Here is a 13197-nt window from a genome sequence, read left to right as displayed (position 1 = left end):
ATGCCCGAGATCCTGAAACTGCTTGAGCTTCTGGATGAGGACCGTGTGCCCTATATGCAGGTCGGGCGCGGTGGGATCGAAACCTGCCTTGATCTTCAGAGGAACCCCGGTCTTGAGGGATTCAACCAGCTTTTCTTCCAGTTCCGACTCAACCAGAACCTCAACGGCGCCACGCCGGATGACTGCCATCTGCTCCTGAACCGATTTCATGCGCATCAAAATCCTCGTGTCAATGAATTACCCGTTGTCACCGGCTTCGACAAAAATCCGCTCGACACCGGTCGCCCGTCCCGTCCCCTCGTCGACGGTAAAAAGCACACCACACAAGACAGCATCCTTTTTAGCCACCTCGAAGCGAACCGGCAACTGCGTCAGAAAACGCTCGAGGGCCAGTTCCTTGCGGATGCCGATCACCGCATCACGACTGCCGGTCATTCCGGCATCGGTGAGGTAGGCCGTCCCTCCGGGCAGAACGCGCTCGTCGGCCGTCTGCACATGGGTGTGGGTTCCCACCACCGCCGAGACCCGCCCATCCAGATAATGACCCAAGGCTACCTTCTCGCTGGTCGCCTCGGCGTGAAAATCAACCAGAATGATCGGGGTCTGGCGACGCAAGTCCTCGACCAGCGCATCCGCGGTCCGAAACGGGCACTCCAAGGCATTCATGAACACCCGCCCTTCCAGATTGAGCACTCCCACCTTGATTCCTGCACTGGTCGAGAACACCCCGGCCCCGCGTCCCGGCACGCCCGCTGGATAGTTGGCCGGCCGCAGCAAGTTCGGCTGGGCGCCGAGCCAGGGATAGATCTCTTTTTTGTCCCAGATATGGTTGCCGGAGGTAATGACGTTCACTCCCAGATCAAGGAGTTCCCGGGCGATATCCGGCGTCAAACCGAAACCCGCCGCCGCATTTTCACCATTAGCCACCACCAGGTCGACGTTATGCAGGTCGATCAACCGATCGAGGCGCGAAACGAGTGCCAGTCGGCCGGCGCGACCGACGATGTCACCGATAAAAAGGATCTTCAAACGTCCGCCTTCCTGCTACTTGGCATATTCGATGGCCCGGGTTTCCCGGATGACGTTGACCTTGATCTGCCCGGGGTAAGTCATCTCGTCCTCGATCTTGCGAGCGACATCTTTGGCCAGTACATGCGCCTGAGCATCGGTCACCTCATCGCTGGATACCATCACCCGGATTTCCCGGCCGGCCTGAATGGCAAAACAACTGGTGACCCCCCTGAAGGAGGTACCAATGCGCTCGAGTTCCTCCAACCGCTTGACATAGGTCTCAAGCATCTCTCGGCGGGCGCCGGGACGCGCACCCGAAAGGGCGTCTGCCGCCTGCACCAGGACAGCAAGGATCGACTCGGGTTTCTCGTCCTCGTGGTGGGCCGCAAGGGCGTGAACAATCGGGGGTGCCTCACCGTACTTACGCGCCAGATCAGCACCGATCACCGCGTGCGAGCCCTCGATTTCATGATCGACAGCTTTGCCGATGTCGTGCAGCAGTCCTGCACGCTTGGCCTGTTTGACATTCAATCCCAGTTCAGATGCCATGATTCCGCACAGGAAGGCCACCTCCAGGGAATGCTGCAGGACGTTCTGTCCGTAGGAGGTGCGATACCGGAGACGACCGATCAGCTTGATGATCTCCGGATGGATGCCGTGCACCCCGACATCGAAAGTGGCTTGCTCACCGGCTTCACGAATGGCATTGTCGACATCCTGCGTGGCCTTGCTGACCACTTCCTCAATCCGCGCGGGATGAATGCGCCCGTCGGTGATCAGACGCTCCAAGGCCAGCCGGGCCACTTCGCGACGCACCGGATTGAACCCCGAGATAATGACGGCCTCGGGCGTGTCGTCAATAATCAGATCGATGCCGGTGGCTGCTTCGATCGCCCGGATGTTGCGCCCCTCACGGCCGATGATGCGCCCCTTCATCTCGTCGGAAGGCAGCGGCACCACACTCACCGTTTTCTCGGCGACAAAATCGCCGGCGTAGCGCTGGATAGCAAGAGCCAGGATCTCCTTGGCCTTCTTGTCCGCGGACTCCCTGGCCTCATCCTCGATTTCCTTGATCCGCTTGGCCGAATCGTGCCGGGCTTCGCTTTCCATGGCCGCCATCAACTGCTGTTTGGCCTCCTCGGACTTCAGGCCCGAGATATTTTCCAGTCGAGTCCTCTGCTCAAGGATCAGGCTATCGACTTCCTGCTCCCGGCTTCTGAGATGCTCTTCCTGCTGAAGCAGGCCCTTTTCCCGCTTGCCGAGATCACTCTCCCGGTCATCCAGTTGAATGATCTTTCGATCCAGGTTCTCTTCTTTCTGCAGCAGCCGTTTTTCCTGCACCTGCAGTTCACGGCGCAACTCCCGGGACTCCTTCTCCCAGTCGGATTTGGCCTCCAGCACCATATCCTTGGCCTGGATAACTGCTTCCTTGCGGATCGAATCCGCCTCTTTCCTGGCTTCCTCGACAATCTGCTCCGAAGCCCTTTCCGCATTGGCGATGCGGGACTCAGCCAGTTTACGGCGCAACAGCATGCCGGCGAATACGCTGACAGCCGAGGCGGCGACAATCAAAATCAGCACGAGTTCTATTCGCAAAGTCGGACCCTCCTCACTTAGTTTATGTTGGGTTGCCTGTTGCTGCCAGAACCGTCAGCAGCAAAATGCAACGTGCGTTCATCGGTCACTACCATGTTCATTCGGACGTCGTGAGCTTCAGCAGGCAGCTTCTCGACCAGTTGGAAATCAAAACAGAGGCCAACGAGTAGTCCCCTGCATTCGTGCAGTAAGCGGTCATAATAGCCCTTGCCATAGCCTAGACGGTGCCCGGCAAGGTCGAAGGCGACTCCCGGCACCACGATCAACTCAAGCGCCGCCAACGGAACGACGTGCACTCCGCACGGCTCGAGAATACCGTAAGCTCCGGTTTCAAGCTCCTGTCGCTCCTTCACTTCGACAAATTCCAGCAAGGCCCCGCGCACTCGAGGATAAGCTACGATTTTGCCGCAACGGCGGGCTTCTGTGAATATTTCTTCGGTAAAAACTTCGTTCCGCACCGGGCTATACAAAGCCACGACGGTTGCCGAAACAAATTCAGGGGCGAGCAGGAGCGACTGTTGCGCCGCCAGACTACGCCCCAGACAAGTTTCAACCGCCAGGTGGCGACGGCGAGCGAGTAATTCGTCCCGAATGGAGCGTTTGGGCATGGCAGAGATCCCGCAGTCTCGGGTGATCTCCGGAAGGGAGGGTTTTAGATGAGAAGGGGTGGGTGGTATTCAGGTCCAGCGGGGGATGACACTACGTTCAAAACTTCCCTGCCCGGCCGGGGGCCGTTGTTGTCTGCCGACAAGCGGCCGCCAACTGGAGAGAGCACGCCTCACAAATCTTCCGTTTTCTGTTCAATGCAGAAGGAGATTGCGTACTGTCATCCGTAGAGAGCATCAAGTGCATGCTGTCAACTCAGCAAGAAAATATGCGAACAGGTGTCTTCCAACCGGACCAGCGAAGCGCCCTCAAATCCAGGGCGCATTGAAACCATCTGCCTGTCTATCTAAAATCTCCGCACGGAGACTGAAGTGATGCCACTCTAAAAATCTGTCTTTGCCCTAACGGAATGAGTAACCTCTATGATGCTTCCGGACAGGCCTGCTCCAACCGTTCCAGCAAGCGTAAGAGTCTAGAATCCGCCTGCGTGTCCGAAAACGGCTGGGAAGTCATTATCAACCGCTCTTCCTGCAGACGAAGGAACGTGCCTGCCAGATTGAGCAGAGCGAGGACGGCAACATGGAGGGAATCGACGGTTCGCCCCGATGCCGCCACCTCGGCGATTTTATCATTCACAAAATCGACCACCTTGGCGACTTCGTCCGGGGTAGCCTCGCTCTTCACGGTATACTGCTGACCGAGAATCGTTACCTGAACGGTATGCTTCAAGGCATCTCCTGATCCAGACGGTCCAGTTTGGTAAGCACTCTGTCCAGTTCGGCGCAGAAACGCTCGCGCTCACCGACGAGCGTTTTTTTCTCCGCGAGCAACCGGTTGCGCTCTTCCTCCAGTTCCTGATTCCGGGCCAGAAGCTGATCGATCTTTTTTTCCAGCCGAAGAACTATATTCAAATCCACGATTTACCTTCTCCAGCTTAGGGGAAATTCTATGAGAAGCTGTGGCAAAAAGTCAAGAGATTAAACGTTCTGCTGAAATAACGCATCGACAAACAGGTCGGCATCGAATGGTCGCAGATCATCGACTCCCTCGCCAATGCCGACAAAGCGCACCGGCAGACCGAGTTCGGCGCCGATCGCCACCACTACCCCGCCCTTGGCCGTACCATCAAGCTTGGTCAGAGCGATCCCCGAAACCTCCACCGCATCCCGGAAGAGACGGGCCTGGACCAGGGCGTTCTGGCCGGTGGTGGCATCGAGCACCAGCAGCGTTTCATGGGGGGCGCCTGGAATCTCGCGAGACAGGACGCGGCGAATTTTTTTCAGCTCTTCCATTAGATTCACCTTGGTGTGCAGTCGGCCTGCAGTGTCGAGGATGAGCACATCGGCACCCCTGGCGACCGCGGCCTTGGCCGCATCGAACGCCACCGCTGCCGGATCGGCACCTTCGGCGTGGCGGACCACATCGACGCCGGCCCGCTCACCCCAGATGGCCAGTTGCTCAGCGGCAGCGGCACGGAATGTGTCCCCGGCGCCGAGCACGACTTTTTTCCCTTGAGCTGCGAACTGACGGGCCAGTTTGCCAATCGTGGTGGTCTTGCCGACGCCGTTCACTCCCACCACCATGACCACAAAGGGGGTTGCGGCGGAAAGATTTAGCGGGGCGGCTTCCAGGCGAAGCCGCTGGCGAATCTCCTCCTTGAGAAGGTCGCGCAGGCCTTCGACCGCACCATTGCCGGCAACCCGCTTTTCCAGCGACTGCACCAGGTCCTGAGTGGTTTTCATTCCGAAGTCCGCGGTGATGAGTATTTCTTCCAGTTCCTCCAGCACTTCGGCATCCACCCGCTGCCGGCCGCCCAGCAAAGCATCGATGCGGCCTACCAGAGCCGATTGGGTTTTAGCCAAACCAGCCCGCATCCGCTCGAACAAGGTGACCGGTGCCTCTTCGGCCAATGCCGGCTCCACCACCGCTTGCCGCAAGAGTGCTGCGGCAGGCGGTGCAGGGGGGGCGACTGGCGCAGCAACCTCCTCCCCAGCGACTTTCGGCGCGGCGGCCTCGACGACCTCCTCTTCGGCGGGTTTTTGCTCGCCGACATCGACGGGAGGCGCCGCAGGGCCTTCTTCACGAGCCGGCGGTGCGGGCGGAGGCATCTCGATTGGCCGGCGGCGCCGCAAAAGAACCACGATCACCAGCAAAACAGCAAGGATGCCGAGGAGGTAGAGCACCATCATGGACCCCAGGGCGAGGTAGTCTGGCGACACGCCCAGGCCGGCCAGCAGGCCGCTCAGCCATTCGAGCAAACGGGAATTCGACTCCATCGGTTAAGCGCTCCTTCTACTCATTTTATTGTCGTTGCTCCAGTCGCCGCCCGTTGACGGCCGGCAGTGGTGATCAGGCAATTTCTACCTTCAGCCGGGCGGCGCACCGCCTCGCCTCGAACAGCGCCCGCCCCAAAGACTCTCCGTTTCCCAGGGTGAGAGCCAAAAAGTACTCTTCCGTCAACGGCAGGACCAGCATCTGGGCCTTTTCGGTGGCGATCACCAGCTCCTCCAGGTCGCCCCCGTCCAGGCGACGCACCACTTCCCGCAGGTTGTTCAGAATGACCCCTTTGTGCGCACCGATGACCTTGAGCTCATAGTCGTCTATCATGGCCACATGATCGACCGCTTCCCCTTCCCAGTCGACGATAATCGCCCCCTGGGCGTGGGGAACACTTTCGACCAACTCCGTCAGCAGCTTTTTGAACGACATGAGACCACCTAGAATTCATTAATCCGGACCGAAACCAGTTTGGAGACCCCCGGTTCCTCCATGGTCACTCCGTACAGGGTATCGGCAATCTGCATGGTGCGCTTGTTGTGGGTGATGATGATGAACTGGGAAATCTCGGCCATCTCCTTGACCAGTTCGTTGAACCGGCCGATGTTGACGTCATCGAGCGGCGCATCGACTTCATCCAGAATGCAGAAAGGGGATGGCTTGATCAGAAAGATCGAAAAGATCAGCGCCACCGCCGTCAGTGCCTTCTCGCCGCCGGAGAGGAGGTTGACGTTCTGCAGTTTCTTGCCCGGCGGCTGGACGACGATGTCGATTCCCGTCTCCAGCAGGTCCTCCTCGTCGGTCAGCTGCAGTTCGGCCCGTCCACCTCGGAACAGCCGGGGGAAAACCTCCTGAAACTTGGCGTTGATCTGATCGAAGGTTTCGCGGAAGCGTTTGCGGGTGGTCCGGTTGATCTTGGTAATGGCGGTCTGCAAGCCTTCGAGAGACTGCCGCAGATCCTCCTGCTGCAGGGAGAGAAAGCTGAAGCGCCCTTCCAGCTCCTGGTACTCCTCGATGGCGGTGAGGTTGACTTCGCCGATATCGTCGATCTGGCGCCGAAGATCCTGCATGCGTCGCTCGTCATCCGCTGTTGAGCAGAACGCCTCAGGGGGCGGTGAAGCCTCGGCCAGGTCCAGCCGGTAACGCTCCAGAACGCCCTGGCGCAGGTGCTCGGCCTGCATCTCCAACTCGCGCCCTTTGAGTTGCAGCGCGGAAAGCGACTCCCGGGCCTGATGCAGCCGGCTGCGCAGCCCCTTGAGCAGGTCCTCCTGCGCCTCGATCTCACGGCTGCCGGCCTCGAACCGCTCGCGGGTCTTCTCGAAACGCCCTTTTTCCTCTTCCCGCCGGCGGAAGAGGAGATCGAGCTCGACGCGCTGCCGTTCCATTTCGCTGCGCAGCCGCTCTTCTTCCCCTTTTCCCTCGGCCTCCCGGCTGGTCAGCAGGGCGGCCCGGGCCCGCAATTCCACGCGAAGCTGCGCGAGCCGCTCCAGACTGCGGCGACTCCCTTCCTCCCGCTCACGAAGGCTGGCGACGGCCACCTTGAGTGAGGTGACCCGCTCCCTCACCGTTTCCGTCTCCCGGCGCAAAACCTGCAGTTCCTCCTGCAACCGAGCCACGCCTTCTTCGTGCTGGGCTTTCTGCGACTCCTGTTCTTCGCGGCCCCGGGAAGCCTCCCGCAACTGGCGCTCCAGTTCCTCCCGCTCTTCGTGTAGCTGATCTTCCTCGAGGCTGAGCACCTCCAGGCGCTCGCGCAGTCGGTCGGCCTCACCACTGATCCGCAGGAGGTCCTTTTCGCTGTCGACCACTTTCAGCTCCTTGCGGTGCAGCGCCGCCTCCGTTTCGCGCAGCTGCTCCTCCGCCTCGGTCAGGTCTTCCCGGAGCTGCTGACGCTCGGACTGGAGGGCCTCGACCAGCGCCTCCAGCCCCCCTACCCGCTCGGCCAGTTCTTTCATCTCGCGCCGTTTGTGCAGAAGGCCTTGGGCGAGAGCCTGACGGCCGCCGCCGGTGAGTTCCCCCCGCGCACTCAGCGTCTCGCCGGCTTCGGTGACCAGCACCACGCCGGCCGGCAGCGGCACTGCCAGATAGGGTTCGAGACTCTCGACCAGACATACCCCGGCGAGCAGGACGGCTACCGTCGACTCCGCACCCAGACGCGGCTGCACCAGCTCGAGCAACGGCGTGGCGTCGTTGATGGCGGCCGGGGCGGCGGCAGAGAACCCGGGCAGGACGAACGTGCAACGCCCATCTTTCTGGCGCAGGAAGGCCAGCGCTTCCAAGGCATCGCCGGCAGTCGCCGGTAGCGCCTGCAGCCTGTCTCCCAAGGCCGCTTCCACGGCCGCCTCGTAACGGGCAGGCACCTCAAGAAAGTCGGCAACCATCCGGCCGAAGCGGCCACGGAAGGCGTTCTCGCCGAGCAGGGTCTTGACGCCGGCGCCGTACCCCTCGAGATTTTTCTCCAATTGCCGCAGCGTCTCCAGCCGGGAGCGGAAGCGGTTGAGCTCCTCGCGCCGGACCAACAGGGCGTTTTCGTTTTCTTCGATGCGCCGGCGCAGGGTCAGGACCGTCTCCTGCAGCCCCTCGCGCTCCTGCTGCAGACCGGTGCGGCGTTCGCGGAATCCCCGAAGCGTCATTTCCAGCGCCGCCAGCAGCGCCTGCGCTTCTTCAGTCTGCTCACGCACCGTGACGGCATCGCCCCGGTTGCGCGCCGCGCGCTCTTCCAGGTTCTGAAGGCGGCGTCGGGCTTCGTCCTGCAGCGCGCCGGCGCGAGAGAGTGCATTGAGCAGCGCATAGAGAGCGGCGCGGGTGGTTTCCAGCCGACTGACCAGATCCTGTTCATTGGCTGCGCACTCTTCCAGGTGGCCTTCGCCTTCCCCCAGTTGCCGCTGCATCCCTTCGAGTTCGCTGCCGAGCGAACTGGACCCGTCCCGCAGCGAGGTCTCCTCCTCATCGAGACCGGCGAGGCGACGGGCGTTCTCATCCTGCTCGGCAGCCTGACGCTCCTGCTGGCGCAACAGCGTCTCGATCTCCCGCTGGCTGAGCTCGAGGCGCCCCTCCGTCTTCTGCAGTTCTGCACCAAGATGAAAGAGGCGTTCCTGCCCCTGGGTGACCGCCTTTTCCCTGTCTAGGTGCTGCAGGCGCAGTTCCTCGAGACGGAGTTCCTGTTCGGCGAGCTGCCCCGAAACCCCTTCCAGTTCCTGCTGCCGGCCGAGCTCCTCCCTGCCTAGGCCTTCCCTCTCCGCCTGCAGCTGCCGGTAACGCCCGGCGGCAATCCGCGTTTCGATCCCCTTGAGTTCCTCCCGCAGGGTGCGGAAGCGCTCGGCTTTCTGTGCCTGGCGCTTGAGACTGTTCAACTGCCGGCGCACTTCCGACACGATATCGCCGAGCCGCAGCAGGTTCTGCCGGGTGGCCTCGATCTTGCGCAACGCCGATTTCTTGCGGGATTTATACTTGGTGACCCCGGCCGCCTCCTCGATCAGGAAGCGGCGGTCCTCGGGCTTGGCATTGAGGATCATGCCGATCTTGCCCTGCTCGATGATCGAATAGGCGCGGGCGCCGACCCCCGTATCCATGAAGAGTTCGCTGATGTCGAGCAGACGGCAGGGGGTCTTGTTGATCAGATACTCACTCTCGCCGTTGCGGTAAAGGCGCCGCGTCACCATGATTTCGGCATACTCGCGGAAAGCGGCGGGGCCCCCTCCGTCAGCATTGTCGAAGAACATGGAAACTTCGGCCATCCCCAGCGGTTTGCGGGATTCACTGCCGCCGAAGATGACATCCTCCATGGAGCGGCCGCGCAGGTTCTTGGCGTTCTGCTCCCCCATGGACCAGCGGATGGCGTCGACGATATTGCTCTTGCCGCAGCCATTGGGCCCGACCACGGATGTAACTCCTTCCTGGAAGTCGAAGGAAACCCGGTCGACGAAGGACTTGAAACCGATGATTTCTACCCGCTTGATCTTCATCTGTAACCGCTGGAAACCGTCCTGAACCGGCAAGGGCCTGGGGAAATGAAGGGATGGCGGGCCATGTTAGCAAGGTCCCCTGGGCATGTAAAGTACTTATCCCCCGGGGAAATCGTTTCCGCCACCGACTCCGGCAATCGGGAGCTTGCCTGCCGCGAGCCACAGGGGTATGATTGCCGGCATGAATGAATGGATGGTGAGCGAAGCAGAAGCCGGTCTGACCGCGCTGGAGTTTTTACAGCAACGGCTTCCCGGCGCACCGACAGCCTACCTGCGGCAACTTCTGCGCGGCGGCAAGGTCAGAGAGGGCGGACAGGCGCTCGCTGCCGACAGCAGACTGCCGGCCGGCGCCCGGCTGACGCTCCCCGACAGCCGGCGCCTGGCGGAACTCCGGCAGGCTGCCAGCCTGGCCGTCGAAATCCTGGGCGAAACGCCCAGCCTGCTGGTCGCTTTCAAACCGGCAGGGCTGGCGGTGCATCGCGGCGTCGGCCACGAGCAGGACAACCTCACGGAGCGGGTGCGGTCGTTGATGCGTCAGCGCCATGAGCCGTTCAAGATCGCCCCCATCCACCGGCTCGATGCCGAGACATCTGGACCGGTCATCTTCGGCAAGGGGGCCAAAGCCATCGCCGGGCTGGGGAAACAGTTCATGGAGCAAAGGGTGGAGAAGACCTATCTCGCCCTGGTGGCAGGCGCCATGCCCGCCAGCGGCCTGCTCACCTCGCCGGTGCCGGCCAAGGAGAAGCTCAAGGAAGCGACGACCGTCTTCCGGACCCTGGCCACGCAGAGCGGCTACTCCCTGCTGGAGTTGCAGCTGCAGACCGGCCGAACTCACCAGATTCGCCGACAGCTGGCCGATGCCGGCCACCCTCTCGCCGGCGACCGGCGCTACCGGGGGCCGGCGCCGAGGGGCCTCGACCGGCTCTTTCTGCATTGTTCCCGACTGGCGCTGCACGACCCCTTCGATCACCGGCCCGTCAGCATCGTCAGCGACCTGCCGGCGGAGCTGACGGCCTTGCTGGCGGCGCTGGGCATGGAGGACCCAGTCACTGGTGCCCCCGGGCACCACGACACACCCGACCACCTTTCTTCTTGCTAACAAAGGGCATCCATGTTCCGTCGCCACCCCCTCCTCAGCATCCTGGCCGGCCTGCTCCTTCTGGCGCTGGCGGCCGTGGCAACCTTCATTGCCACCTTCGATCTCAACCGCTACCGCGAGCAGTTGCAGTCCACCCTGAGCACTGCCCTCTCCCAGCCGGTGCAGTTGGGCAAGGCCCGCCTGTCCTGGCGCCACGGCCCCGCCTTCAGCTTTGCCGACCTGCGGATCGGTTCGGGTGAAGGGGAAACCGGCGTCTTACGGGCCGACAATCTGTTTCTCAAGCTCGAGTTGCTCCCTCTGCTGAAGCGGGAAGTGACTTTCTCCGAAATCCTGCTGGAGGCTCCCCACCTCAGCCTCACCCTCAATCCGCCGACGGCCGCTGATATCGAGCCCCCTTCCGCCCTAAAGCTGGATCAGGGCATCCTGGGCGACACCCTGATCCGTGCCCTCAGGGTCAGCAATGGAACCCTGCACCTGCTGGACCGCCGCGACCCGGACCGCCCCTTCGCAATCACCCTGGAGCGCCTCGAGGCGCACATGGCGAACATCGCCCTGAACCAGGCGATTCGTCTGCGCCTCGCCGGCCACCTGGTCCAGGACGGGACCACCTCGCCCTTGGCCCTGACCGGAGAGGTCAAAATCGGCCGTGAGCGGCCCATCTGGCACGGTGTCGGCGTCAACCTCGAACTGGCGCTCGACCATCTGGCCCCCGGACCGTTGCTGCAACGCTATGCCACCGGTCTGCACAAAATGCAAACGGCGGGGGCACTCTCTCTGCACCTCCGGTTGATCGGCTCTCCTACCGCCGGCCTGCGCGTTGAAGGCCGGATCGACAGCGCCAACCTGCAGCTGCGGCTTCCCGATTTCTACCACGAACCATTGGTTTTTCAGCAGATCCGTTTTCAGGGGAACTGGAACGACCAGGGAACCAGCCAGCAGTTTACCGAGCTGACTCTCCGGGCAGACGAAATGGAGCTGGCCGGGAGCTTTAGCCTGGAGGAGCGGAACGAGCAGCCGTGGTTGCGGGGAGAGTTGACGAACGGCAGACTCCCTCTGCTCCAACTTGGCCGCCTGCTTCCCGACCGCAATCCGGAGAGCGCTTCGCACCAGCTCCGCCAGAGCCTCGGCGGCGGGGTGGTGGAGATCGAGTCGGCCCGGTTCAGCGGTCCCTTGTCCGGCTACACCCAGATGGATGCCGACTTCCCCCTGCAGCAAGGGACGCTCAGGGTTCGCGATGCCGTCCTTCGCCTTGAGCGCGGCGGTCCGCTCCGGGGAGTCAGCCTGGTCGCCCGACTGGCAAATGACCTGATTACCGTCCAGGACGGCAAGGGCCTGTTCCTCGATGCACCGTTTCACTTTTCGGGGTCGCTGGCGAAGCCCTTCGCTCCTGCCCGAAACCTGCTGCTGGAAGCCGGCGGCACCTTGCCGCTGCGGCCCCTGCTCGCCCTGCTGCCGACCCGGTGGCCGGAGAAGTTCAGTGCCGACGGTCCGGTTCCCCTCACGCTGAAAGTCGAGGGTCCGCCGGAGCAGGTCACGCTCGACCTGCAGGCCAATCTGCAAGAGATTGCCCTGCACTGGGGTGAACAGCCGGTAAAATCGACCGGCGATCCCGGAAGTATCTTTTTGACCGGCAAACTCACGCCCGGGCGGCTTGAATTAAGCCATGGCCGGCTTCAGGCTCCGCCACTGGAGGTCCGCGCCGAGGGCGGCATCGACCGAGCGCCGGACAAAGCGTTCCGCGTGGCCATCGATCTGGCCCCGTTGCCATTGAAGGAGATCGTTCCCTTTCTGCCGGCTCTCGAGCGGTTCGCTTTGCGGGGGGCAGCCTCCGGCCAGTTCGAAATTACCGGCTCGGACGGAAAGATCAATAATCGCACGGGCACCTTCTACCTGCGTGGTTTCGGCATGCACCTGCGGGGAGCGGTAGCGGACATCAACGATGGCAACGGCCAGTTTCGCCTGCTCGACGACGGCCTCGACTTCGAGCATGTATCGGCCAAGCTCGGTATCTCGCCAGTTCGCATTGACGGTTCGGTCCGGAATTTTTCCGATCCCCGCCTTGAGATGCATGTCCAGGCCAAGACCATTCGCGCTGACGAGTTGATCTTCAACTCTGAAAAGCTGGTATTGCGAGATGTCGACGGGCGACTGGTCATCGACAAGGGGGGAATCCTCTTCGAGTCCGTCAAGGTGCGGCTGAACGGAGGAACCGCAGCTGTTGTGGCCGGCACGTTGAAAGATTTCAGCGCCCCGCAGGTCAATCTCGACATCAAAGCTGAGCGGGCCAACATCGACGAGGTGATCGGTCTCTGGCAGCGCTCGGCAGAGCCGGCACAAGGTCAGCAGCAAAGGCAGGGGAAAGGGAAAGTCGCCGTACTGATCGACGCCCGGGTCAGGGAAGGGATCCTGGGGCCTTTGCATTTCCAGAATGCGGAGGGAAAAATCGGCTTTGCTGACGGGAAGTTGACCGTTTTCCCGCTCCTTTTCGATGCCGGCGCCGGCCGCTGCACCGGCCAGGTGGAAGTCGACCGGCTACCTGACGGCTCGTCCCTGCTGAAGATATCCGGGCATCTGGAAAACTTCGATGCGGCGGCGCTGCAGCATGAGCTTTTCAAACGGCGGGGTCTGATCACCGGCACCTTGAAG

General features: G+C 61.9%; 11 protein-coding genes. 2 read left to right on the top strand and 9 right to left on the bottom strand.

Annotated features, from left to right (window positions below; genetic code table 11):
* The 9 genes from VD811_02300 to smc form a co-directional block, all read right to left on the bottom strand.
* On the bottom strand, positions 1–210 hold a 210-nt coding region (locus VD811_02300; GenBank protein HXV19805.1), incomplete at its 3' end, for a tyrosine--tRNA ligase.
* A 27-nt stretch (positions 211–237) separates the two neighbouring features.
* Positions 238–1029 (bottom strand): TIGR00282 family metallophosphoesterase, encoded by a 792-nt coding sequence (locus VD811_02295; protein HXV19804.1) that lies wholly within the window; start codon positions 1027–1029, stop codon positions 238–240.
* Positions 1030–1044: 15 nt separating this feature from the next.
* Positions 1045–2607 (bottom strand): ribonuclease Y, encoded by a 1563-nt coding sequence (rny, locus tag VD811_02290; protein HXV19803.1) that lies wholly within the window; start codon positions 2605–2607, stop codon positions 1045–1047.
* Positions 2608–2624: 17 nt separating this feature from the next.
* A complete protein-coding gene (locus VD811_02285; GenBank protein HXV19802.1) occupies positions 2625–3215 on the bottom strand; it encodes a 5-formyltetrahydrofolate cyclo-ligase in 591 nt (196 codons plus the stop codon).
* 418 nt (positions 3216–3633) lie between these two features.
* Entirely contained in the window at positions 3634–3942 is a 309-nt protein-coding gene (locus VD811_02280; protein HXV19801.1) for a cell division protein ZapA, read from the bottom strand.
* A complete protein-coding gene (locus VD811_02275; GenBank protein HXV19800.1) occupies positions 3939–4130 on the bottom strand; it encodes a cell division protein ZapB in 192 nt (63 codons plus the stop codon). The genes VD811_02280 and VD811_02275 overlap by 4 nt, the downstream gene beginning before the upstream one ends.
* Positions 4131–4190: 60 nt before the next feature.
* Positions 4191–5489, bottom strand: coding sequence for a signal recognition particle-docking protein FtsY (ftsY, locus tag VD811_02270; protein HXV19799.1), 1299 nt, complete (start codon positions 5487–5489; stop codon positions 4191–4193).
* 73 nt (positions 5490–5562) lie between these two features.
* Complete coding sequence (locus VD811_02265; GenBank protein ID HXV19798.1) at positions 5563–5922, bottom strand: roadblock/LC7 domain-containing protein; 360 nt, start codon at positions 5920–5922, stop codon at positions 5563–5565.
* Positions 5923–5930: 8 nt separating this feature from the next.
* Positions 5931–9452 carry a chromosome segregation protein SMC gene (smc, locus tag VD811_02260; GenBank protein ID HXV19797.1) on the bottom strand — a complete coding sequence of 1174 codons (3522 nt, stop codon included), beginning with the start codon at positions 9450–9452 and terminating at the stop codon, positions 5931–5933.
* A gap of 181 nt (positions 9453–9633) precedes the next feature.
* On the opposite strand from smc, the gene VD811_02255 reads away from it, so the two are divergent.
* Positions 9634–10551: an RluA family pseudouridine synthase gene (locus tag VD811_02255; GenBank protein ID HXV19796.1), complete on the top strand. Its 918-nt coding sequence runs from the start codon at positions 9634–9636 to the stop codon at positions 10549–10551.
* A 12-nt stretch (positions 10552–10563) separates the two neighbouring features.
* Positions 10564–13197: AsmA family protein (locus tag VD811_02250; GenBank protein HXV19795.1), on the top strand; the 2634-nt coding region annotated here is incomplete at its 3' end.

Source organism: Desulfuromonadales bacterium (genome assembly GCA_035620395.1).
Taxonomy (GTDB): domain Bacteria; phylum Desulfobacterota; class Desulfuromonadia; order Desulfuromonadales; family DASPGW01; genus DASPGW01.
Note: the sequence above shows the minus strand (reverse complement) of the source record. Positions and strands in the feature narration are given on the sequence as shown.